The 24,592-nt window shown below is 36.5% G+C and carries 24 protein-coding genes; 11 read left to right on the top strand and 13 right to left on the bottom strand.

All coding sequences use genetic code 11. The features are described 5' to 3' along the window. The first annotated feature begins 41 nt into the window (after positions 1 to 41). Positions 42 to 932: an RluA family pseudouridine synthase gene (locus JUD45_RS05135; protein WP_138726762.1), complete on the top strand. Its 891-nt coding sequence runs from the start codon at positions 42 to 44 to the stop codon at positions 930 to 932. Positions 933 to 1,008: 76 nt separating this feature from the next. Here JUD45_RS05135 and JUD45_RS05130 read toward each other — a convergent pair whose 3' ends face one another. The 4 genes from JUD45_RS05130 to JUD45_RS05115 all read right to left on the bottom strand — a co-directional run bounded on the left by JUD45_RS05130 (position 1,009) and on the right by JUD45_RS05115 (position 5,332). Beyond that, entirely contained in the window at positions 1,009 to 3,399 is a 2,391-nt protein-coding gene (locus tag JUD45_RS05130) for a phosphoketolase family protein (protein ID WP_203619801.1), read from the bottom strand. A gap of 241 nt (positions 3,400 to 3,640) precedes the next feature. Then, complete coding sequence (locus JUD45_RS05125) at positions 3,641 to 4,360, bottom strand: GntR family transcriptional regulator (RefSeq protein ID WP_138726760.1); 720 nt, start codon at positions 4,358 to 4,360, stop codon at positions 3,641 to 3,643. A 67-nt stretch (positions 4,361 to 4,427) separates the two neighbouring features. Continuing rightward, entirely contained in the window at positions 4,428 to 4,757 is a 330-nt protein-coding gene (locus tag JUD45_RS05120) for an ArsR/SmtB family transcription factor (protein WP_034534118.1), read from the bottom strand. A gap of 11 nt (positions 4,758 to 4,768) precedes the next feature. Next, positions 4,769 to 5,332, bottom strand: coding sequence for a cadmium resistance transporter (locus tag JUD45_RS05115; RefSeq protein ID WP_138726759.1), 564 nt, complete (start codon positions 5,330 to 5,332; stop codon positions 4,769 to 4,771). 118 nt (positions 5,333 to 5,450) lie between these two features. Here JUD45_RS05115 and JUD45_RS05110 point away from each other — a divergent pair, with 118 nt between their 5' ends. Continuing rightward, on the top strand, positions 5,451 to 5,948 hold the full coding sequence (locus tag JUD45_RS05110) for an aminoacyl-tRNA deacylase (RefSeq protein ID WP_034530987.1): 498 nt from the start codon (positions 5,451 to 5,453) through the stop codon (positions 5,946 to 5,948). 12 nt (positions 5,949 to 5,960) lie between these two features. Here the strand turns inward: JUD45_RS05110 and JUD45_RS05105 are convergent, their stop codons facing one another. The 3 genes from JUD45_RS05105 to JUD45_RS05095 form a co-directional block, all read right to left on the bottom strand. After that, positions 5,961 to 6,602, bottom strand: a complete 642-nt coding sequence (locus JUD45_RS05105) for an HD domain-containing protein (protein ID WP_138726758.1) — start codon at positions 6,600 to 6,602, stop codon at positions 5,961 to 5,963. A gap of 72 nt (positions 6,603 to 6,674) precedes the next feature. Further along, the gene (locus tag JUD45_RS05100) at positions 6,675 to 7,172 is read right to left on the bottom strand and encodes a DUF1836 domain-containing protein (RefSeq protein ID WP_034530989.1); all 498 of its coding nucleotides are present in this window, start codon (positions 7,170 to 7,172) and stop codon (positions 6,675 to 6,677) included. A 53-nt stretch (positions 7,173 to 7,225) separates the two neighbouring features. After that, positions 7,226 to 9,577, bottom strand: a complete 2,352-nt coding sequence (locus JUD45_RS05095) for an HAD-IC family P-type ATPase (protein ID WP_138726757.1) — start codon at positions 9,575 to 9,577, stop codon at positions 7,226 to 7,228. 94 nt (positions 9,578 to 9,671) lie between these two features. On the opposite strand from JUD45_RS05095, the gene JUD45_RS05090 reads away from it, so the two are divergent. The 3 genes from JUD45_RS05090 (at position 9,672) to glyA (ending at position 12,504) form a co-directional block, all read left to right on the top strand. Further along, complete coding sequence (locus tag JUD45_RS05090) at positions 9,672 to 10,529, top strand: aldo/keto reductase (RefSeq protein ID WP_138726756.1); 858 nt, start codon at positions 9,672 to 9,674, stop codon at positions 10,527 to 10,529. 69 nt (positions 10,530 to 10,598) lie between these two features. Further along, a complete protein-coding gene (locus tag JUD45_RS05085) occupies positions 10,599 to 10,883 on the top strand; it encodes a hypothetical protein (protein WP_034530993.1) in 285 nt (94 codons plus the stop codon). Positions 10,884 to 11,271: 388 nt separating this feature from the next. Continuing rightward, on the top strand, positions 11,272 to 12,504 hold the full coding sequence (gene glyA, locus JUD45_RS05080; protein WP_138726755.1) for a serine hydroxymethyltransferase: 1,233 nt from the start codon (positions 11,272 to 11,274) through the stop codon (positions 12,502 to 12,504). 295 nt (positions 12,505 to 12,799) lie between these two features. Here the strand turns inward: glyA and JUD45_RS05075 are convergent, their stop codons facing one another. From JUD45_RS05075 to JUD45_RS05050, 6 genes are all read right to left on the bottom strand, one after another. Beyond that, entirely contained in the window at positions 12,800 to 13,276 is a 477-nt protein-coding gene (locus JUD45_RS05075) for a P-loop NTPase family protein (RefSeq protein ID WP_203619800.1), read from the bottom strand. A gap of 81 nt (positions 13,277 to 13,357) precedes the next feature. Then, positions 13,358 to 13,534, bottom strand: coding sequence for a hypothetical protein (locus JUD45_RS05070; protein ID WP_203619799.1), 177 nt, complete (start codon positions 13,532 to 13,534; stop codon positions 13,358 to 13,360). A gap of 76 nt (positions 13,535 to 13,610) precedes the next feature. Further along, positions 13,611 to 14,159, bottom strand: coding sequence for a biotin transporter BioY (locus tag JUD45_RS05065; RefSeq protein ID WP_203619798.1), 549 nt, complete (start codon positions 14,157 to 14,159; stop codon positions 13,611 to 13,613). A gap of 355 nt (positions 14,160 to 14,514) precedes the next feature. Continuing rightward, positions 14,515 to 15,324, bottom strand: a complete 810-nt coding sequence (locus tag JUD45_RS05060) for a prolipoprotein diacylglyceryl transferase (protein WP_138726751.1) — start codon at positions 15,322 to 15,324, stop codon at positions 14,515 to 14,517. A 483-nt stretch (positions 15,325 to 15,807) separates the two neighbouring features. Continuing rightward, positions 15,808 to 18,513, bottom strand: coding sequence for a hypothetical protein (locus JUD45_RS05055; protein WP_138726750.1), 2,706 nt, complete (start codon positions 18,511 to 18,513; stop codon positions 15,808 to 15,810). A gap of 363 nt (positions 18,514 to 18,876) precedes the next feature. Continuing rightward, positions 18,877 to 19,830: a biotin--[acetyl-CoA-carboxylase] ligase gene (locus JUD45_RS05050; RefSeq protein ID WP_138726749.1), complete on the bottom strand. Its 954-nt coding sequence runs from the start codon at positions 19,828 to 19,830 to the stop codon at positions 18,877 to 18,879. 145 nt (positions 19,831 to 19,975) lie between these two features. Between JUD45_RS05050 and JUD45_RS05045 the strand changes: the two genes are divergently transcribed. From JUD45_RS05045 to JUD45_RS05020, 6 genes are all read left to right on the top strand, one after another. Next, a complete protein-coding gene (locus tag JUD45_RS05045; RefSeq protein ID WP_138726748.1) occupies positions 19,976 to 20,698 on the top strand; it encodes an ABC transporter ATP-binding protein in 723 nt (240 codons plus the stop codon). Next, entirely contained in the window at positions 20,698 to 21,777 is a 1,080-nt protein-coding gene (locus JUD45_RS05040) for an ABC transporter permease (RefSeq protein WP_203619797.1), read from the top strand. Before JUD45_RS05045 ends, JUD45_RS05040 begins: the two co-directional genes overlap by 1 nt. A 3-nt stretch (positions 21,778 to 21,780) precedes the next feature. Then, complete coding sequence (locus JUD45_RS05035) at positions 21,781 to 22,422, top strand: TetR/AcrR family transcriptional regulator (RefSeq protein ID WP_138726746.1); 642 nt, start codon at positions 21,781 to 21,783, stop codon at positions 22,420 to 22,422. Between the two features lie 125 nt (positions 22,423 to 22,547). Beyond that, on the top strand, positions 22,548 to 23,144 hold the full coding sequence (locus tag JUD45_RS05030) for a helix-turn-helix domain-containing protein (protein ID WP_138726745.1): 597 nt from the start codon (positions 22,548 to 22,550) through the stop codon (positions 23,142 to 23,144). Between the two features lie 100 nt (positions 23,145 to 23,244). Further along, positions 23,245 to 23,625: a MerR family transcriptional regulator gene (locus tag JUD45_RS05025; RefSeq protein WP_138726744.1), complete on the top strand. Its 381-nt coding sequence runs from the start codon at positions 23,245 to 23,247 to the stop codon at positions 23,623 to 23,625. 2 nt (positions 23,626 to 23,627) lie between these two features. Then, positions 23,628 to 24,491 carry an aldo/keto reductase gene (locus JUD45_RS05020; RefSeq protein WP_138726743.1) on the top strand — a complete coding sequence of 288 codons (864 nt, stop codon included), beginning with the start codon at positions 23,628 to 23,630 and terminating at the stop codon, positions 24,489 to 24,491. Positions 24,492 to 24,592 lie beyond the last annotated feature (101 nt).

Raw genomic sequence — 24,592 nt, 5'->3', positions numbered from 1 at the left:
GACTAAATATAGTAACACATTGGACTAAAAGAGGTGAAAAAATGCAAAAATGGGAATATAAACTAACCGTTTCTGAAATCGATGAAGAAACCTCGCTACGAGAATACCTACAAAAGCAATTATTAATCCCTAAGCACCTCATCTTCTCTTTGAGGACCAATGAACGCGTCTTGGTCAATAACAAGTATTTACCCATGAATTTCGCGATTAAAAATGGCGATGAAATCCACCTCACATTTGTTGAGGATGATTTTTCGCTACCAGTACAAAACCTGATTCCTGACGATTCTATCAAACCGGAAATCTTATACGAAGATGCAGATTTATTGGTGGTCAATAAACCACGTGGGTTCAAGACCCACCCTAATCAACCTGGTGAAACCAACACACTATTAAACTTCTGTGAGGCCTACCTAAATCAAAATAATCAGCACGCCTTTATGATTCATCGCTTAGATCAATTCACGTCAGGCGCAATTATCGTGGGTAAGAATCCCGCTGTCGTCCCTATCTTAGTGCGTCTAATCAAGGACAAAATCATCCATCGAAACTATCTGGCTTGGACCGATGGCATCATCAATCCACCAACCGGAACCATCGATAAACCGATTGGTTTTGACCCGAATGATAAACGCAAACGAAAAATTGATGGTATCAAACCGTTTCAGGCTAAAACCGACTATATGGTGCAATCTACCACCGACGAGCATTCTTTAGTCGAATTATCACTGCATACTGGGCGCACCCATCAACTTAGGGTCCATTTAGTATCCATTGGCCACCCAATTGTGGGTGACCCTTTGTATAACCCTAATTCAGATAATGATGATATGTTACTTCATTCCTGGAAGTTAACACTGATCCGGCCTTATTATATGGATCAAATCGAGATTAAGTCGCCACTTCCCGATTCGTTTAAAAAATTTATGTAAACAAAAAGAACCGTATCGAAAGATACGGTTCTTTTCTTTATGGTTTGACCATAAGTAAATCAGATAAATTATCTAATTACTTTAATGGTTTCCATTGCCATTCGTTAACTTCTGGTAAGTCAGTACCAACTTCACGGATGTAAGCGTTGTGCTTGTCAACCATGTCGTTCATACGTTGTACGAATGATGCACCCTTAACAGAGTATTCTGGAATGTCGTTTACAACTTCCTTAGCTAGGTCGTAACGATCTAGTTGGTTCAATACACGCATGTCGAATGGTGTAGTGATATCACCGTTTTCACGGTAACCGTGAACGTGAACGTTGTGGTTGTGACGATCGAAGAATACATCCTTAACAAGACCTTCGAATCCGTGGAATGCGAATACAACTGGCTTGTCAGTAGTGAATAGACGGTCAAATTCTTCATCAGTTAAACCACGAGGGTCAACCTTAGGTGAACGTAGTTTCAAGAAGTCAACAACGTTGATGAATCTGATCTTCATTTCTGGGAATTCGTCGTGTAGTAATGAGATAGCAGCTAGTGATTCCCAAGTTGGTTCAGTACCAGCAGCAGCAATAACTACGTCAGGTTCTTGACCTTGGTCAGTTGAAGCCCAGTCGATGTAACCTAAACCATTGTTTACAAGGTTAGTAGCTTCTTCAATTGAGAACCATTGTGGACGTGGGTGTTTTGAAGTAATGATTAAGTTAATCTTTTCTTGGCTGGCGAAAGCAACGTTACCAACAGCTAATAATGTGTTAGCATCAGCTGGTAAGTATTCACGAATGAATTCTGGTTTCTTTTCAGCTAAGTGAGTTAACATACCTGGATCTTGGTGAGTGTAACCATTGTGATCTTGTTGGAATACAGTTGAAGTATCAACAAAGTTCAATGATGGGTACTTCTTTCTCCATGGTTGGTCAGCAGCTTTACGTAACCACTTGAAGTGTTGAGTTAACATTGAGTCAACAACACGACCAAATGATTCGTAAGTTGCGAAGAAACCATGACGACCAGTTAATACGTAACCTTCTAACCAACCTTCAGCTTGGTGTTCTGAAAGTTGTGAATCGATTAAACGACCTTCTGGTGCTACGTATTGGTCATTTGGTTCCATAACTTCTTCCATCCATTGACGGTTAGTTTCAGCAAACACACCGAATAGACGGTTTGACATTGATTCATCAGGACCAAATGCACGGAAGTTATCTGGGTTAGCCTTCATAACGGCACCTAACCAGTTACTCCATACAGCCATATCTTGGGCTACAGTTTCACCTGGAGTCTTAACGTCAACAGCAAATTCTTTAACGTCTGGTAAGATAAGTGGCTTAGGATCGATACCACCGTTAGTAATAGGGTTAACTGACATTCTTCTGTCACCCTTAGGTGCTAGAGCCTTAATGTCATCCTTGATAGTACCGTCATCGTTAAATAGTTCTTCTGGTTTGTATGACTTCAACCAGTTAACGATTAAGTCAGCGTGTTCCATCTTGTCTGATGAAACATCAACTGGGATTTGGTGAGCACGGAATGAGTTTTCAATTGGGTTACCGTCTAAGTCAAACTTAGGACCAGTCCAACCCTTTGGAGTTCTAACAACGATTACTGGCCATACTGGTTCAGTAGCAGTGTCAGCAGTTTGGTTTTCACGTGCATTCTTTTGTACGTCTTTAATTTCTTGAACAGCTTCGTCCATAACCTTAGCCATCTTTTCGTGGTAAGCCATGTGATCATCGAAGTCTTGTTCGTTTTCAACGAAGTAAGCTTTCCAGCCCATACCCTTGAAGTAGTCAGTAATTTCTTGGTCTGACATACGTGACATGATAGTTGGGTTAGAAATCTTGAAACCGTTTAAGTTAATGATTGGTAGAACGGCACCATCTTTAACTGGGTTGATAAACTTGTCTGAGAACCAACTTGCAGCTAGAGGACCAGTTTCTAATTCACCATCACCAATTTCAACAGCGGCAATTACATCAGGGTTATCAAAGATAGCACCAACACCGTGGGCTAGTGAGTAACCTAATTCTCCACCTTCATGAATTGAACCTGGAGTTTCAGGGGCAGCATGTGATGCAACTCCACCAGGGAATGAGAATTGTTTGAATAATTTAGCCATACCCTTTTCATCTTGTGAGATGTTTGGGTAAATGTCTGAGTAACTACCATCAATGTATGAGTTAGATACCATAACTTGGCCACCGTGACCTGAACCTTCAATGTAGAACATGTTTAGGTCATACTTATTAATAACACGGTTTAAATGTGCGTAAATAAAGTTTTGAGATACGATAGTACCCCAGTGACCGATAGGCTTAACTTTAACATCACTTGATGTTAATTCTCTCTTTAATAATGGGTTATCTTTTAGATATAGTTGACCTACTGATAAGTAGTTAGCAGTACGCCAGTATTTATCTAATTCTTCCAAGTATTGCTTGGAATCGAAATCTTGAGCCATTAATTAACACTCCTTTTAAAATAAAAACTATTGAAATTAATAATGGAAAAATCATCAGACTACGTCCGATAATTTTAATTACAATGAATATAATAAAGACTTTTCAAAAAAAGTCAACCTTTTTGCAAATTGATACGGTCCAATTTCTTCATTGCAATTAAACCATTATTACATCGTCATTATTATGAACGATTTTGGGATAATAGTCCAATGATTTTCATAACTTTTTTGTATTAAATTTCTACACCATAACGAAAGTATTGTAGCGCAAATATTGATAGTGCAGACGCATGTTTGAGACCTCAAATGGAGTCCCGTCATCTAGAAAGAAAATCCCTTCCATGACACCAACTGGTTCGGTTGGTTTTAGATTAAGTAGTTCTTGATCTTGTTCATTCGATGGACTCGCCAATATAGATAGGAATGAACGTGTGACACTCTTGTTGATTGCGTCTTCAACATAATTAAAGATCGACTTTTCAACAATCTCTTGTGTTAGTTCAGGAGCAATCTTAATTGGAATGTATCCTGTTTCTATCATGAACGGTTTGTCATCAAACAAACGAAGTCGTTGAATTTCGTACACGAAATCTCCGTCGGCTAAGAATAAGTCTTGTTGAATTTCCTTGCTGGCAGGTACAACCTTGAAACTCAATAGCTTAATCTTTGGAACTTTCCCCTGACTCTTCATACTGTCAGTAATCCCCAGGTTAGAACCTTCGTAATGAAAAATTGTCTTATTCTTCATAAATAGTGGATTAATAAAAGTTCCTGAACCACGTTTTTTGAAAATAATGCCGTCATCAGCTAACACTTTCAACGCCCGTTTCACTGAACTGCGGCTTACGTGGTATGTCTCACTTAATGTTCGCTCGTCGGGCAAGCGCTTGTTAGAAAATTGGTTATCGACTATCTTTTGCTTTAAGTCGGATGACACTCTCCTGTAAACTAAATCAGCCATTTTCTACTCCTTGCGATTAATTTTCTAAAAATCAGTATAACAGATTTATCACATTAACTTTGCAAAATTAAAATAAATTCTTTGGATGGGGTTTTCCCACCATCTCATGTTTAACGTGTTGAATCATGTCTGAAATCATCTCTACGACGTGCGGATCGTCGACACCGTATAACACGCTGGTACCGACTTTTTCCTTACAAACAATTTGATACTTATATAGGATACCTAGTTGTTTTGAAACCACGGGTTGATCGAGCTTAGTCTCTTCGCAAATCTGATTAACACTTAATGATTTGTCCGCATCCATCAAGGAAGTAATGATTAAAATTCTGCGCTCATTACTCAATACCTTGTAGATAGCTGCGACTTCCTCAATGATTTTCATTTTATCCTGCATTTAAACATCCCCTAGAACCAAGAAATTACGTGGGCGATTAAACCACTATCAAACAATACATAGATTCCGACACCGATGTAGACAACCTTTGTCAAAATCTCGCCGTATTTTTCCATCAAATCATTGATTGGTTTAATATTGCCAATCCACTTGATAATCAAAATCACTAGAATTGATAAAACAGTTAGGACTGCAATCACTTCCATAATTTGAATCGCACTAATAGTGGATAATACTGGTAAGAATAATGCCAGGTTGCATCCAGCACATACTGATAGGTAAGTAATAAGTGTAATCACAACCGATGACTTGTGGTTCACCTCTTTGGCATCTTCGTCTTCATCTTTCAATGCCATGTAGATAGGGAGAATTCCTAGCAAACCTAATACCCATTCTGGTAGAAAACGGTCTAGGATTTGACCAACACTGAAACTTAGGATTAGTAGTACCCATAGTCCAATTAAATACCCCATCATAACTGAACCTAGTTTATGCTTTTTCAACAATAGAAGGAGGATGAAAAAGAAGTCTAGATTCACCCCTAAAAACGTAATTAAAATTAATAACCAATTCATATCATATTCCCCATTTCATAATATACCTTTTTAGATATATATCATTTTCGGTATATAATACATTAACGTTAATCGGTTGTCAATTCTATGCTAAAATGATTACCGAGGTGATTTTGAAATGGGAAAAAAGAAGAAAAATAAAGTTCATAAGACATTAGTCGAACAAATTCTTGATAAAAATAACATTTCTTATATCCAACACCAATTCGCAACACACGACGAAAATAACGTCGCTCAACTAGAAGTCGAAGAAGACATGGATCAACATCGTATCTACAAGACATTAGTGCTTGAAGGTAAGGAAACTGGTCCAGTTGTTGGCGTGGTGCCCTTGGATCAACATTTAGACGAAAAGAGACTTGCCAAAGAATCTGGCAATAAGAAGGTCAACATGGTTCCACTAAAGGACCTATTGAAGACCACTGGGTATGTCCATGGTGCAAACACACCCGTTGGAATCTATGAAAAGTTCCACTACCCTATCTACATTGATAACGAAGCTAAGCGCCAAGGCCAAATTCTGGTATCATCCGGACAAGTTGGTCGCTCCGTTGAACTAGACGCAACTGATTTAGTTAACTTAGTTCACGGTCACTTCGTTGATATCGTAAAGTAATTACGTATCTAATTAGTGAATGCCTTGCCATTCATTCTTAAATTCCCTCACAAAATCGTGCATATATTGATTACGTCTGTCCGCCATTTCTTTGGCAGCCGGCGTATTCATTAAATCAGGTAATTTGAATAACTTTTCATAAAAATGATTAATGACCGTTGTATGCTCACGATATTGACTTTTGTCCATATCATTGCGAGGCATTTGTTCGGGGTCATAGATGGTATCGCCAAAATGACCTCCGAAGTACATAGCTCTGGCAACGCCAATTGCGCCAATCGCATCTAGTCGATCAGCGTCTTGGACGATTTGCCCATTAATCGATAATTCGTAGTGATGTTTTAGATTCGCACTGTAAGACATGTGCGTGATAATATCCATCACTTCATCAATTTGTGCTGAGGTGTAATCCAGTTGTACTAACTTGGATCGCACCTCTTTTTGTTTGTCATATGTATCGTCGACTAACTTGTCGTCAATCACGTCGTGTAAGTATGCTGCAGTTAAGACAATTAATAAATCAGCGTTTTCTGTTTTTTCACAAATTGTCTTGGCCAATGCAACCACTCGTTGAATGTGGGTATAGTCGTGTCCGGTAGTGTCATCACCCAATTGTTGTTCGACGTATTGTTTTAACTTATCGATAGTTTCCATGCCAATTCCCCCCATTTTTCTTATTATTATAATCTAAACAAAAAACATCCTACAAACGTAGGATGCTTTTTATTATTCATAAATCATATCTTCAAAGATTTCGTTGGCAATCAAACGGTTAACAATTGTATCCGCAATTGAACTTAATAGTTGTTCAATTTCTGAATCATTGTTAGCAACTGACTTGCCGTCTGCGATATGGTGTAACTTTTGAACCAACATTTCAATGAATTCATCATAGGCTTGTTTAGGAAATTGTTGTTTAGTAATTTCGTCAATTCCACGTCTGATGTCCTTAATTGAAAAGACTGGTTTCAATAAACTGATAATTATAATGTCTGCCACGTGGACAGTTTGATATTTCTTTTTAACCGGCGCAAATGTCGCCTTGTTTTTTACGTAATTATTAACCATGGACTTAGTTACAGTATCCATCCCTAGTGGTCCAATCGCCTCGTTGACAACGGCCACCAGCTGATCCATGTATAAATCAAACTTGGGAAGTTCTTCCCATTTTGGCAAAGTAACTTCTTTCATTTGGTCCTGCCACTTGGTATATTTGCTGTTCATTAGATCACCTCAATGTCATTATTATACCACATTAAGTAGTTTTATATACTAGCTTAAATGGAGTCGTCAAATTTTTCTGGATTAATCTTAATCAAGATGCGACGAACAACTGATGACATCACGATAAATACCGGGACAGCAGTCACAACGACTAGAGCTGCTGGAATGAAGATTGGCATCGCAAATACATCCACCAGTGAGAATACCGATGGGAAGAATAAGAAGATGGCCGCAAATATTACGATTGATGGCACAATGATGGATAACTTCACCTTGTTGAGTGGACGTGATGCCTTAAACAAGGCAATCCAGTAGATGAATCCGGTAACCAAGACACTGATTGTCGCTCTTTGAACGAAACCAAAGTGGAATGCTTTTCCAATGTAAATAATTAACACGACGTAACCCACAATCGTCATCGCTGCGGGCAACGAAATGTTGTATATTTTGGTACTAAACTGGTTGGTAACCCTTTGATAGTTAGGTGCCAATGCCAATAGGAATGATGGTAGTCCAACCATAAAGGTGTTGATTGGTGTCAATTGGATTGGTTGGAATGGATAGCTATGAATGCTAAACATAAACAAGATGGTTAATGACAATGAGAACATCGTTTTAATCAAGTAAAGCGAAGCCACACTTCCGATGTTATTGATAACACGGCGTCCTTCGGCTAGGACATCGATCATTGCTGAGAAGTTTGAGTTAATCAAAACGAAGTCGGCAATTCCCTTGGTGCTTTCACTACCGGAAGCCATCGCAATTCCACAGTTAGCTTGTTTCATCGCCAACATATCGTTAACCCCGTCACCGGTCATCGCAACGGTATTGCCGTTTAATTGATATGAACGGATTAGGTGTTTCTTTTGTTGTGGGGTCACACGACCAAAGACCGCATTGTCCTTTACCAATTCTTGGTAATCGGCATCAAAAGGAACTTCAGTCATATCGACAATCTTGTCACTATCCTTTAGCCCGACACGTTTGGCGATTGCACTAACAGTCTTTGGATCATCACCTGAAATCACCTTCAAACTAACTCCCTGTTCAACAAAGTATTGAAGGGTACTCTTAGCATCCGGTCTGATTTCATCACTGATTAAAATTAAACCTAGTAGTTCCGCATCGTCTAGGTCTTCAGTTAATTCCTTGTGACTTTGTAGCAATGCCAAGACACGGTATCCTTGGTTAGCATAGTCGCTAATGGTATCTGAAACTTCTTTATCCATGTTTTCGATAATAAACTGAGGTGCACCCATGATGAAGTTACCTTCATCGGTGTCGACCCCACTCCACTTCTTGTCGGAAGAAAATGGAAAACTCTTTACGACATGCACGTTAGGATTTTCGATTGCTTGCTTGATAGCTGAAGATGTTTCGTTATCGTCTTCAAACGCATATACCAAACTACCTAAGACGTGTTTTAATTCATCCTTGGAATGATTGTTAAAAGGTAGTACGTCTTCAAACTTGAGTTTGCCAGATGTAATCGTCCCGGTCTTATCCAAACAGATGGTATCAACACGCGCCAACGTTTCAATCGCTGGTAGTTCACGCACTAAGACCTTGTGGCGCGCCAACTTAGCAGCTGAAACCGCCAGGGTAACTGATGACAATAGAACAAGCCCTTCCGGAATCATTCCAATCATTGCAGCAACAGTTCCCAACATCGCTTGGTCGATGTCATCCCCGCGCATAATCTTGGTGTACAACAGTAATGCACCTAATGGCACAATCACAAAGGTTAACCACTTAATGATTTTGTTGATGGTCTTTAACATCTTGCTGTCGGAATCCTTCTTGGTACGACTAACTTCGAATTCCATTCTATTAACGAATGTATCCTCACCGACTTCGGTCGCCACAATTCTGGCACTCCCGCTTAAAACGACACTACCAGAAGTAACGGCGTCACCATGATTCTTTTCAATCGAATTGGTTTCACCGGTGATTTGTGATTCGTCAACTTGAAGGGAGTCTGAGGTTAAGACCTTTCCATCGATTGGAATTTGGTCCCCATGTCCGATTAACAAGACGTCCCCTAAGACGATGTGGTCATCTTCGACTTCTTTGATTTGGCCGTCGCGCACGACTCTAATCAAACCTTGAGACAAGATGGCCATCTTATCTAATTGGCGTTTGGATCTGATTTCTTGGATGCTTCCGATAATGGTGTTAGAAACCGCAATCACTAAGAACAATAGGTTTTTGTAGTCGCCAGTGTAAAAAACCATTGCTGCCAAAACGATATTGATAAAGTTAAATAATGTGAATGCATTTCCCTGTAAAATTTGTGGAATGGTCTTTGTAAAACCCTTCCTTTTGGTGTTATGCAAGCCTTGATCATATAGACGTTTGGCTTGTTTGGTAGTCAGTCCCTTTTGACTGTCAATTCGTGATTGCAAAAAGACACCCCTAACATGAAAAAAATTTGATTTATCTGGTTTTTATGGACTATCATTAATCGTGATACTTAAATAATCAAAGGAGGCCGTTATTATGCCTAACTCAATTAAAGATACCGTCAAGCTAAGAGATGGAAACCAAATGCCTGTAGAAGGTTTCGGAACCTACAAATTAGCTGATCAAGATAGCATGGATGCAGCAATTAAGTCCGCATATGAAGCTGGATATCGATTATTCGATACTGCACAATTCTATAATAATGAAGAACTACTAGGTAATTCAATTAAAAAGCTACAAATTAACAGAAATGAAATATTTATCACCACTAAAATTCCAGAACCAAAGCAAGGTTACCAACCCACTTTAGACGCGATTGATGAATCACTTGCCAAACTACAAACTGACTACATCGACTTATTACTAGTTCACTGGCCAGTTCGTTCACACTTCTTTGAAACTTGGCGAGCTTTTGAAGACGCAAAGAAAGCCGGGAAGGTAAAGTCAATTGGGGTAAGTAACTACCACCAAACTCATTTGGATTTACTAAAGACTAAGGCTAACGAAATGCCAGTCGTAAACCAAATCGAAGTGCACCCTTACCTAAGTCAAAAATCAATGCTAAAGGCCAATGAAGACGAAGGAATCGTAACTCAAGCATGGAGTCCAATGGGTCGTGGTGCTACTCTAAACGATGACACCATCCAAGAAATTGCTAAGGCTCATGGTAAGTCCAGTGCTCAAATCATTTTAAGATGGCACTTACAAAACGGTGTCACAATCATTCCTAAGTCCAGCACTCCACAAAGAGTTGCTGAAAATGCTGATTTGTATGATTTTGAATTATCAGACCACGAAATGAAGCTAATTGACGACTTAAATCAAGACTTCCGTACTGGTGACGATCCAGAAGTTGTTTACGAAATTGAACACCAATACCCTCGTCACAAGTAAAAAAATTAGTAAGTAATTGTACTAAGTGTATAATTACTTACTAACAATACATATTAAGGAGTTTTGGTTATGGGTTATATAATTGTCGCTTTGCTAGCAATGGGGATTTTCCTCGGATTTGGTTACGTGATTGTCTACGGTTGTCTATTCATCGTTTGGTTAATCAGTTTGTTCTTCGATCGTGATGAACGAAGAAGAGCAAATGAAGAAACAGAAAGAAGTACTGAAAGATTTCGTCAAATGACTGAACAACTTAAAGCTGAAAATGAAGAAATGCGTCAAAGAACAGAACAACTAAAGGCAGAAAACCAACGCAAGCGAGAAGAAATCGCCCGCAGTCAAAATAAAAATTAATAACCAAAATATACACAAAAAAGACGCCCAAATGGCGCCTTTTTTATTTGCATTCAACTCCCCTTGATACGAACTTTTTTGATACTTCTTGAAAAAATGTTCAAATTTTATTGTTGACAGTCAAATTTTTTTGGTCTATTCTTAAAAGCAACTTGAAAGTAGTAATTCAAATCGACATGTTAAGCGAGTATCTGATTTAGTGAAACGAGATACCTTGTCCTTGAACGAAGGCAGTCAAGATTTATCAATTGAATCGAAATCTTAATGCGCATTAAGAACCAGAGGTATCAAGTGTGAGCTTGATATAAAACTAAGGTGGAACAGTGTTACGACGCCCTTGTACGAAAGTACAAGGGCGTTTTTTATTTACCAAAAAGGAGAATAAATTATGTACGATTTTTCAAAAGAAGATCCAGAAATTTTCAAAGCGATTGAACACGAAAATGATCGCCAAGATAACGTAATTGAATTAATTGCATCAGAAAACATTGCATCCAAGGCTGTTTGCGCGGCTCAAGGTTCTGTATTAACTAATAAATACGCAGTAGGATATCCCGGCAAACGTGTCTACACTGGGAACGAAGCAATCGATGAAATCGACAAGATTGCCAAGAAGCGTGCGGAAGAATTATTCCATGCAGAATATGCAAATGTTCACCCTCACTCAGGAAGCCAAGCTAACCAAGCCGTCTATGCAGCCTTCTTACAACCCGGCGATAGAATTCTTGCAATGAGCGAACATGCTGGTGGTCACTTCACTCACGGTCAAAAACATAACTTCTCCGGTCAACTTTATGAATCACATTTCTACGTCGTCGACCCTAAAACAGAACTACTAGATTTTGAAAACATTCGCCAAATTGCTTTAGAAGTAAAACCAAAACTAATCATTGCTGGTGCATCAGCATACAGTCACATCATCTACTGGGACGAATTTAGAAAGATTGCTGACGAAGTCGGTGCCATCCTAATGGTCGACATGGCTCACATTGCCGGACTAGTCGCTGCCGGTGTTCACCCTAACCCAGTCGAAGTTGCAGATGTTGTTACTACCACTACCCACAAGACTTTACGTGGACCACGTGGTGGTATGATCTTAGCCAAAGCCAAGTACGCAGATAAGTTAGACTATGCAGTCTTTCCTATCTCACAAAGTGGTGCTTTGGAACACGTTATCGCTGCCAAGGCGGTTGCTTTAGGTGAAGCATTAAAACCAGAATTCCACTACTACGCCAAAAACGTAATCAAAAACGCTAAGGCCATGGCCAAGGTATTCAATCAAGACGAAAAGATTCGTGTCGTATCAGGTGATACTGAAAACCACGAAATGACATTGGATTTAAATGCCATCGGTTTAACCGGTGATCAAGCAGCTGAACTACTTTACTCAGTTGGTATTGCCACTAACAAGGAACTACTACCTCTAGAAGACGGTGATACTATGGAAGGAATCCGAATTGGTACTCCTACTATCACTAGTCGTAACTTCAGCGAAGATGATGCTATTAAAGTAGCCACTATCATTGTTGATGTATTAAATCATCCTGGACATCAAAACATCTTAGATGATGCCAAGCAAAAAGTACATGACCTAGTCATTAAACATCCCATTAACAGATAAATATGTAAAATAAAAAAGACCTTCTTGAGAGAGAGTGGTCTTTTTTGAGAGAGATAAGAAAATATAAATGTATTAATGAGATGAGAGGTCTCATTAATATAATAAATATGAGTTAACTGATCGCCTTTATGCGAACAACTGTTCTTATTATATACGACGATCTAAAAAAACACAAGAATTAATATAAAATAAAAATGAATCATTAGCAAGGGCATATAATATTTTTATACACATTTTAATTAGATATTAATTATTTACAAATATATCTCTCTTGTAAATCCAATTTAATATAAAATCAAAATAACGGTAAATCATTGATATCATCAATGATTTGATTAGTATATTCTTCAATTTCACCGTTCTCTAATTTTATATCTTCAACGGATAGTATATCTGAATCAGTCCACCACGATTTTAGTTTATCGATATCGTGTGGCTGATTTTTTTGTTCGTTATGCTTCAATGTTTGTTCGAACGAATCATTAAAGTAATACACTAATTGTTGGCTACCAAAATCTTCAATGAAACTATGTAACATTTCTCCATATACTTCCTTAGGCAAAATACCATCCAAAATAACATAATGGAAGTGTTTTTTCCCATAGTTAACCAGCTTTTGAATCATTGGAATTTGTGTATCTGTATGTTTTTCAGTTATATCTTGTTGAACCAACATTACCTTAGTTGTTCCTAGTCTTTCTTGTAGAGCTGATGCAACACTGGTCTTCCCAGTCACTGCATTTCCCCTAAGCACAATTAATACAGGATCCATATTTTCCTCCGTTTTGAATAATAAATGTATTTATTATAGACCTTTTTATACTATTATTTCATAAACAAAAGCAGCAGGATTTTACCTACTGCTTTTATTTTCATATTCAGATAAAACTTTCTTCCATTCTGCAACATGTTCTGGCGTATCTGGCTTAGGCATTAACATGTAGTTAAATTTGATATCTTCAATATCATCAGTTGAAGTCACTTGTTCAACAAGTGGACGTAACTTCCAACCTAACATAGGATTAATCATTTTTGATGTATCCATGAAAACATCCCCTTTTTGCTTTTGTCACCATTATATACGTCAATACGAGAAAGGAAAAATATTAAGAATTTTTATTAATGATTGGTAATAATCGTTTGGCAACAAAGGCAGCAATAACAGCCTTAATAATGTCTCCTGGAATAAATACCATGTTAGCAAGTAATGATTGACTCAATGTGATATGCATCTGCACACTGATCCACACAATCGCAATTGAGTAAGATATTACGATACTTACTATAATGGTAGAAATTAATACATTCCAAAAACTATTTTTATCAACAAATGTACTACATAATCGATTAAAAAGCGCCATTAGTGAAGGCATTAATAGCCACGACAATAGGTATCCTCCAGAGGGGCCAATGAAACTAATTACTCCACCATGTCCTCCAGTAAGAACCGGTAGGCCAACAGCTACCATTGCCATTAAAATTGCTACTGAAATAGTTCCCTTCTTACTTCCCAATAATAAACCAGCTAACATAATTCCAAAATTCTGTAGAACGATTGGTACCGGAATAATTGCGACTGGAATCGCTGGTACGAATGCCAATGCAATAATCAACGACGTCATCAGCGAGATTTGTGTCACTTCTCTCGTTTTCATATCTCTCTCCTTATTGTCAACCGTATTTTTGTATAAAGTTAACAATTCCATATGTTACCAATTATTATCCGACATGTCAAAAGTAAGTTGTCACTTAAAGATGTACAAAAGCCCCTCCAATCGATGCCCTTCATCATAGTATCGACGATCTTCTTCGTCACGATCAGAGGTAATTAACTTTTTTCTCGTAATATCTAATGTGTATTTTATTATCCCGAATTTGGTGGCAAAGTGGCTAATGTTGTATTTTTCATAAAATGAAGTTTCTTCTAACTTCAATAATAAAATATACTAGTTTGTGTTAACTATAAATCAAGCATAAAAAAAGAACCATCTTTCGATGATCCTTTTTTGACTATTCCTTGTGAGCAGCCTTCTTGTGTGAAACCTTCTTATGCGCAGCCTTCTTTGAGTGTTTTTTAGTTACTTTCTTTGCATGTTTCTTAGTTGCTTTCTTTGAGTGTTTCTTTGAATGCTTCTTTGCGTGCTTTTTTGAAGCTGACTTCTTATGTGAAGTCTTCTTTACATGCTTCTTAGTAGCTTTCTTTGCATGTTTCTTAGCAGCCTTCTTTTCTGCAGCCTTCTTAGCGGCCTTCTTAGCTTCTTTCTTAGTTGTCTTCTTTGCAACTGTCTTCTTAGCAGCTTTCTTTGATGATTTCTTAGCTACATGTTTTTTAACAGTCTTAGTTTCAGCAGACTTAGTTGCTTCTGGTTTTGCTTCTGATTTATTAGTTTCAGTGGCTGTATTAGTCTTGGTTGTTTCTGGTTTAGTTTCTGACTTATTAGTTTCAGTAGCTGTATCAGTCTTGGTTGTTTCTGGTTTAGTTTCTGACTTATTAGTTTCAGTAGCTGTATCAGTCTTGGTTGCTTCTGGTTTAGTTTCTGACTTAGTTGTTTCAGGTGCTACATCTTTGTTTGCTTCTGACTTGTCATCTGACTTTTTAGCATCAGGTGCTACATCTTTGTTTGCTTCTGCTTTGTCATCTGATTTATTAGAATCAGATGAATTATTTTTATTTGTGTCTGAACCTTTTGATGCAGCTGGTGCTGAAGTTGGTGTTACAGAATGTGTTGAAGTTTCAGCAAATGCACTTACACCAGTTGAGAAAAATAGAGTTGCGGCAGGTACTAGAGCTAGCACGGCCTTTTTAAAGTTCTTTTTCATAATAAAATCCCCCTCAAAATCCTTCCTCAGGATTCGTTTTTAATTTAAAAATTTCGGTAATGACGTTGTCATCATCGTGAAACAGTAAATCTAAAAAAACTGTATAGATGCATCATATATGTACTATACAATCAGGTGATCTTTTCGGTTAAAATGAAAAATATAATCAAAAAAATCATCTTTATTGATACAAAAAAATTAAGAATACGATTAAGACGTATTTAAGCAAAAAACAACAGACAAGATACATTGCAAACCAGACTAGATTATATTGTTATAATCTATATTTAATATATCACTAATCTTCAAAAATAAATGAATAAAATAGCAATAAATAGCGAACACCTTGTACATATATATTTAAGAAAAGCTGATAATATAACGTTTAAAAGCATTAACTTTTTTTAAAGATAATTATATATATTTCAACAATTTGTTTAATTGATGAAAAAAAGACACCTTATTCAAGGTGTCTTTTAAAAATTATCTGAAGCGCTTTACTTTATTTTCAAATTTTTTTACATATTTATCCTCTTTATTGATCTTCTTCATAATTTGTTTCTTAGCTTTTTGTGAAAGTTTGCTTGAATGCAATTTTTCTTTCAATGACTTTAAAATGCCCCTGTTCTTACTTAAATTTTCTTTGTTTAAAGTTAAATTCAAATTATGTTCTTTCATAATCAAAGCTTCTCTTTGTTTACTTGAGATATTTCCCGCCTTAAGTTCTTTTCTAATATCGCGTAAAGCAGACGTGTTTTTATTGATATTTTCCTTTTGAATTGTCTTCTTAATTGATTGTTCTTTAATAAGAAGTCTTTCTCTAGCTTTTTTACTTAGCTTACGTGAAGATAGTTCGGTTTGTACATTTGATAGTGCAACCTTTTTCTTGCCAATTTCAATCCCTCGTAAGGCAATTATTCCATCATTTTTCTTAATTTCTAAGACAGCTCTTTCACTATTAGTAAGATTTTTTGAACGAAGTAATTTGGAGATTGAAGATAATTCTGATTTATTTTCTTTAGCTTTTTCATTTTGCATAGCAAGTTTAATTCTGTTTTGTTTCTTTTCTAAAGCTATTTTCTTCTTATCTGAAAGGTGACCAGATGCCAAGTCTTGTTCAATTTTATCAATCTTATTTTTGCTCTTGGTAATTGCCTTTATCATCGATTGTACCTTTTTATCAGTCTTAATAGAAGATACAATGCTTCCACTGGATGTCTTATGTTCTTCATGACTTTCTGCTGAAATTACATTTTGACTAGTTAATGACTTGGCAACTGATGATTGAGCAGCTGAGCTAGAAACGAAACGACTGGATGATGACTTAACATCACTAGTTTTTGATTGTTTTACCTTTTCTGATGACTTAACTTCTGCACTCTTTGCTGGATCTGCAGCGTGTGATGATGCCTTGTTTTCATCAGAAGCACTTGTTGCTGGTTTGTCTGCATCTACTGCTTTGTTACTTGCTTGTGATGGCTTTGCTGCATCTGATGATTTAACTTCTGCACTCTTTGCTGGATCTGCAGCGTGTGATGATGCTTTATTTTCATCAGAACTACTTGTTGCTGGTTTGTCTGCATCTACTGCTTTGTTACTTGCTTGTGATGGCTTTGTAGCATCTGATGACTTAACAGAATTTTGAATAGGAACAACATATTGAACAGTTTTAGCAGCTTGTGAAAATAATCCTTGCAAACTATCAGCTGAAGTAACCAAATCAGAACCATCTAAATTAGCTAAAACCATTGAATTATCAGCATCATCTTTGGCTGAATTGACATCTCCAATAACTGTATCGATGCTTGATTTAATTTCTGATGTATTAGTGTAATCACCATTAGTATCATTAAGTTCTTTATTAATTTGTGCTTGAGTAGCTTTGATCCTGTTCAATTTATCAGATAATGAACTTTCAAGTGCAGAAGCTGATGGTGCATCGTTTAAGTCTAGTACTCCATTGTTCAAATCACTTTCAATCTGATCATTTCCTGCTGCGTTGCTTGTAACAATCGGATTATTAGCGTCTGCATCGCTATCAATTTTGTTTATAACTTTATCCTTGGCTGCTCTGTCAGAATTTACATCACTTTGAATTGATGAAGTGTTGACATCATCCGAATTTTGTTGAGTGTAATATGTTGAAACTTTGTCACGTATAGACTCAACGTCTGAATTGAACTGTTCCATTTCAGCTTGGTTTTCTAATTGCTTGTTCTTTTTGTTATTTTCATTAGTTTGTTGTTGGACTTTATCTATTCCTTTTTGTAATTGATCTAACTTATCATCAATTGAATCAGCTAACTCTGAAGCTTCAATCTCCTTAGTACTTGCTGCTTGTAACTTTTCAGCCTTAGTCATTCCGTTATCCAATTGATTTAATTTGTCATCAATTGAATCCATTAATTCTGATTCCTTAAATTGTTCAGTGACCTTATCTTCTTTCTTTGCGGCCTGATCAAATGCGTTATCTAGCTTATTTAACTTACCATCGATTTCGTCTTCCTCTGCTTGGAGTTCCAAATCATCATTCTTAGCATCGGTTGCCTTTTGTTGATTAGAAGCTTGGTCCAATGCCTTGTCCAATTTATCTAGATTACCATTGATTTCATCTTCATCTGCTTGCATTTCAAGATTTTCATTCTTAGCATCGGTTGCTTTTTGTTGTTTAGATACTTGATCTAATGCCTTATCTAGTTTGTCCAAATTACCATCAATTGATGACTCTAGTTTTTTTATTTTTTTAGAATTGTCTTGATTGGTTTTCTTTGTTTGATTATTATTTATGTATTTCTCTGCTTCATCTAATGCTTTGCTCAAGTAATCAACCTTGCTATCAATTTTATCTTGATAATTATTGAACTTAGAATTGAAAGCATCTTGTGAGTCTTCATCAGCTAGCGCTTTTCTTAAATCTTTATCATTATTGATTGCATGGTTTAAATCACTAGCATATTGTGTCTTCACATATGTAAGCGCACCTTGATAGTAGTTATATAATTCACTTTCAATCTTACTGGCGATTTTTAGCAATTCTTTATTTGATAAATCTTTGTTGCTTTCTTTCTTAGAATCTCCATTAGATGTTTTAACTTGATCCGCCTTTGCTAAATCTCCTGAAACATATGACATTAAAAGCATGGATAAAGGAATAACCGTCATTGCCATCTTTTTAAAACCATTATTCATCATTAATCCCCCTGTATGTTAATTAATTTTAATTTTTATATTACGTTCAAAAAAATCATGTAATCATGAATTCCCCCGAAAATAAAATTACATGTGTTTTAGATTAATTATTAAAACATAATACTTATTTTTATAATGCATTTATAATATAGCATTAATTAAAATCTATTTGAATATATTGATAGTCAAAAGAATATACTTCCATAGGCAATTAATTTCACTAAATCTTAGATTCACAAGGATCTGCGAAACTTAAAAAAATATTAAATTTTTTTAAGTTTTTTTTTATTTTTTTATACTTTTTCGACTGTTTTGTTCATTTTTTTGAAGAAAATAAAAAAGACACCTTATTCAAGGTGTCTTTTAAAAATTCACTTTTACGACTTCACCATTATTAATTGTTGTTGATCTTCCCTCAACATCTAATAACAAATGCCCCTCTTTATCGATTCCAGTAACTGTCCCATCAATTGTTTCTTTGGTAGTATCAACACTGACGTTTTTACCGTTTAGAAATGACATCTTTTGGTAGTCTTCAATGAAGTTAGCTTCCAAGTAATGTGGGAACTCTGCATCGAAACCATTAACGATATCGGCGACTAATTTATTTTTATCGATTTGTTTATCACTAATCCAGCCAACCTTATCCTTCATTTCTTCAGGAATTTCTTTGGATGACAAACTAATTCCGACACCAACAACGATTGCGGAAGGTTGCATCAATTCAGCATCCATTACTAATTCGGTTAAGATACCGACAACCTTCTTGTTGTTTACATAGATATCATTAATCCATTTAACCAAGAAGGCTTCTTCTGGATAACTCTTCTTTAATGCCTTAGCAACCACCACTGCAGTCATGGTAGTTAGCAGACCTGGGTTTAAATTCTTAGCATCGTGGAATGGCACGACCATACTCATGTAGATTCCACTCTTAGCAGGAGAATAAAAACTTCTCCCCCTTCTACCATGTCCTTGCGTTTGCTTTTCAGCAATTACTAAACGATGTTTGCCATCTGGATTTTGATCATTGATTTGTTTGGCATATGAATTAGTAGAAGTAATTTCCTTCTTAAAGATAATTTCATAATCATTATTCAAATCAGATTCGATTAATTGTGGATTTAGTTCGTCGTTTCCTATGTACTTATATCCTTGATTAGTCTTGCTGTCGATTTGGTGGCCTTGTTCTTTAAGTTGATTGATTAGCTTCCAAATCATGGTACGACTAATGTTCATTTCACTTGCTAATTGGTTACCGGAAACCCATTCATCCTTGTGTGCGATAAACAATTGCAATAATTGATCTTTTTTCATCGTGAACTTCCTTTCATTACTAAGTAAATCATATCATAATAAAAATTTTTTCAAAAAAGTATTTGCTTTTTTAATTCACCTGCTATAAAATAATTTCCGTTAAGTAAGTTAGTACTCACTCACCTAATTAATAGGAGGTATTATCATGACAGAAAAAATCATCTCAATTAATAATTTAAAGAAAAAATACGGACAACAAGTCGTTCTAAACGACGTATCTTTTGAAGTTGATTACGGACAAATTGTTGGACTAATCGGACCTTCCGGAGCCGGTAAATCTACCATTATCAAGTTAACTTTAGGAATGGAAAAAGCTGACAGTGGTAACTCTGAAGTCTTTGGCATCCACATGCCTAACCGTAAAATCCTAAACAAGATGGGTTACATGGCTCAATCGGATTCACTATACAGTTCCCTATCAGCAAGAGAAAACCTAATCTTCTTCGCTAAGATGCGTGAAGTTAAGAAGGAAGATTTGACAAGTGAAATTGACCGCGTATCTCAAGTTGTTGACTTGAAGAATCAATTGGACAAGAAGGTCGATAACTTCTCAGGCGGTATGAAACGTAGACTATCACTAGCTATTGCTTTACTAGGCAATCCCCAACTATTGATTTTAGATGAACCAACCGTAGGAATTGACCCCGCCCTTAGAAAAAACATCTGGGCTGAACTGGGTAAGCTAAGGGATAAAGGTTGCTCCATTCTAGTAACTACTCACGTTATGGACGAAGCTGAACTAACTGATCGTGTTGCTCTTCTAATTGATGGAAACATCATTGCAGACGACACTCCAAGTATCCTAAAACAACAATATGATGTAGATAGCATTGAAAATGTATTTATGAAAGCCGAAGGTGATATGTAATGAAGACACTATCAATCTCAAGTCGTATATTAAAAGAAATTTTCCGTGACAAGAAAACATTAGCAATGATTTTTATCGTACCTATTATCGTAATGGCATTAATGTCATACGTTTTTAAGTCATACAACAATACAGACATCAACATCGGTACTGTGAATGTCTCCCAACAAGTTGAAACTAACCTTACTAAGGTTAAGAACGTCAATATTAAAGAATACAAGTCAGAAAAAGATGCCGAGAACGCATTGTACGATGACCACATCGATTCCTTTATCGTATACAAAAATAATGACTACAAGATGGTTCATGCCAACATTGATGCTTCAAAGACCAGCATGACCAAAGCTGCACTATCATCAGCATTGACACAATCAAGCATCAAGAACATGTCTTCTGCACTAGCAAAGGTTTCACCAGTAAAACAATCTCAACCTAAGATTCATCTATCAAATGAATACAAATACGGCAACAGTAAGACTAACTTCTTTGATAAGATGATGCCTACTTTGATGGCATTCTTCGTCTTCTTCTTCGTGTTCCTTACTTCAGGAATGGCACTTCTAAAAGAAAGAACTTCTGGTACATTAGACCGTCTACTAGCTACTCCCGTTAAGAGATCCGAAATCATCTTCGGTTACTCACTAAGCTATGGTTTAATGGCCGTATTCCAAACTGTTCTAATCGTTTTATTTACAATCAAGGTATTAAACATCGAAGTCGTTGGATCAATCTGGCTAATCCTATTAACCACATTCCTACTATCACTGGTCGCAATTGCTGCTGGTTTACTTCTATCAACTTTTGTAAAATCAGAATTCCAACTAATGCAATTCATCCCACTAGTGGTAATTCCTCAAATTTTCTTCTCAGGTCTAATTCCGCTAGATTCTCTTGATACTTGGGCAAAGGTATTATCATTTATCTTCCCTATCAAGTACGCAGCTGAAGCAATTAGCAACGTGATGATGAGAGGCTTTACATTCACCGGGATTGGTATAGACTTGGTAGTAATAATATTATTCATTGTCGTTTTAACTTCCGTAAATATCGTCGGATTGAAACGTTACAGAAAGGTATAATCAATGGAACAATCTAATTACACCAGTTTTAATGATTGGCTTGAAAATAGTAAGATGCCAAACGGTAAACGTAAGGTATTAAAGTCTGCTATCAAGCTATTCTCACAGAATGGATACCAGTCGACTTCAACTTCATCCATCGCCAAGGATTGCGACCTAAGTGAAGCCACTGTATTTAAACACTTTAAAAATAAAAAAGAATTACTAGATACAATTATCACCCCCATTGTTAACACTTTGGCACCTAGTTTCAGTCAACAATTTGTTGAATCAGTGAGTCACCACACCTTCAAAATTGACGAAATGATTGAATACATTATTACTGATCGTTTCCACTTCATTGAAGAAAACCATCAAATGATTAGTATCATGATTAGTCAATTATTGATTGATGATGAGTTAAAGAATCAACTTGAAGAAATCATGTTACCAAAACTATCCTTCATCATCGACAAGGCTAACGAGTTAATGAAACAAGATGACAGTGTTGCCGACGATGTTTCTGCTGAAGAATTATTCAGAACAATCAGTGGACAATTGTTAGTATCGACTGTAATTGAATTCAAATTCCCATCAGATAGTTGGGATACTGAAAAACAAATTCAATCGATGATTAAAGTCTGCAAGAAAGTAATTCATAAATAAAAAAAGCATCCTGAATGGATGCTTTTTTTGTTGATATATCAACTTTGCAAAGAATCTTAGCTAACCATTTTGAGCAAACTTTTATATAATATTGGTAATGAATCAAACGAAAGGAAACGATAAAAATGCAATTTGGTGATCGTTTAAAACAACAACGCAAAAATAAAAACTTAACTCAAGACGATGTAGCAGCAAAGCTCAATGTTTCTCGTCAAACCATCTCAAGCTGGGAAAATGAAAAGAGCTACCCTGACATTAAGAGCCTAACCGCCCTAAGTGATATGTATGACATTTCATTAGACACGATGCTAAAGGAAGACATCGGGATGAAGGAATTCATCGAGAAAAGTGATTTACGCAAAAATTTAGTTGGCCTACGCTGTGCCACTTATTCTTTCGATATTATTATAGTTTTGTTGAATCTTATTAGCTTTCACCACCATGTTTTTACAGACAACTATCAGATTATTTTATCGATATTGACCTTATCATTCGTTTTGATTATGAATTCATTTAGTAAGTTCACTGAAAAGATGGGATTTAAAAAATTCAATATCTTCCAAGAAGTCTTTCATGTAAATAAAACTGGTGAAATAATTTTTGATATTATCTTGATTGCGATGTATACCTTATCCTTCGTTATCAATAATTTAATTCCAGGAATTTTAATTTCTGTTTTCTTTGAAATTGTTATCATTATCTACTATTTCCGTAACAAATAAAAAGTTATCACAAAAATGTGGTAACTTTTTTGTTTTTCTCTTGCATTGGAGTTAACTCCAAGGTTTATACTTTTCAATAATCAAGTCTGGAGGTAATCAAATGAACATTAATGAAGTCAGCAAGAAACTAGATATATCAAAGGATACCCTTCGCTACTGGGAGAAAATTGGCCTACTTCCTCCCGTGAAAAGAAACGCGAGTGGCTATCGTGATTACTCAGATCGAGACGCCAATTGGGTATATTACATCAAGGCATTGCGCAATGCTGGTATGTCGATTGAAAGATTGCTGAAATTCGTTCATCTCTATCTAAAAGACATTGATGATTTAGATCGTCGTAAGGAGCTATTAATCGAACAACGCAAGGAATTATTAGCTGAGATTGCCAAACGACAAGAGACTGTCGATTATCTAACCTTTAAAATCGACCACTTCGAAGAACACGTAATGAATCAAAAAGACGAAAACAAAGGAGAATAATTATGAACACAAGAACTTTAGCAAACAACGTTACCATCCCTACCCTAGGTTTTGGTGTCTTCCAAGTTCCTAACGAAGGTGCTGCCAAACAAGCAGTCATTGACGCCATCAAAACCGGCTACCGTCTAATCGACACCGCCGCTAGCTATGGTAATGAACGCGAGGTCGGTGAAGGCATCAAAGCTGTGATTGAAGAAGGCATCGTGAAACGTGAAGACCTATTCATCACCTCAAAGCTTTGGGTACATGATGTGACTGCCGAAAAGGCACCAAAGGCAATTCAAGATTCACTTGACCGCCTTCAATTAGACTACCTAGACTTATTGTTAATCCACCAACCTTACAATGATGTGTTTGGTGCATGGAAAGCAATGGAAGAAGCCTATAAAAAAGGCCTTGTTAAATCAATTGGTGTTTCTAACTTCGACAACGCTCAAATCACTAACCTGGCTGAATTTAACGACATCAAACCAATGGTCGCCCAAATCGAAGTAAATCCATTCTTCCAAAACATTGAAAAGGTTCAATACATGCAAGACTACGGTGTTCAAATTGAAGCTTGGGCACCTTTCGCCGAAGGTCAACACGACCTATTCAAGAATGAACTGCTTCAATCAATCGGTGACAAGTACAACAAGTCAGTCGCTCAAGTAGTACTTAGATGGTTATCCCAAAGAGATATCATCCCTTTGTCCAAGTCTGTTAAACCAGAAAGAATGCAACAAAATATCGATGTCTTAGACTTCGAACTATCAGACGAAGATATGGAACAAATCAAGACACTAGATAACAACCAAAGCCAATTCTTTGATCACCATGATCCAAAGATGATTAAGTGGATGGCTGGTCGTACAATCGAATACTAAAAATAAAAAGGCCTGACATTCGTCAGGTGAACTGAACCCCTTGAGTTGGAGAAATCTAACCTAAGGGGTTCTTTTATGTTTTCTAAAGAATTAAAATTAGC

Source organism: Apilactobacillus nanyangensis (assembly GCF_016861915.1).
In the GTDB taxonomy this organism is placed as follows: Bacteria; Bacillota; Bacilli; order Lactobacillales; family Lactobacillaceae; genus Apilactobacillus; species Apilactobacillus nanyangensis.
Note: the sequence above shows the minus strand (reverse complement) of the source record. Positions and strands in the feature narration are given on the sequence as shown.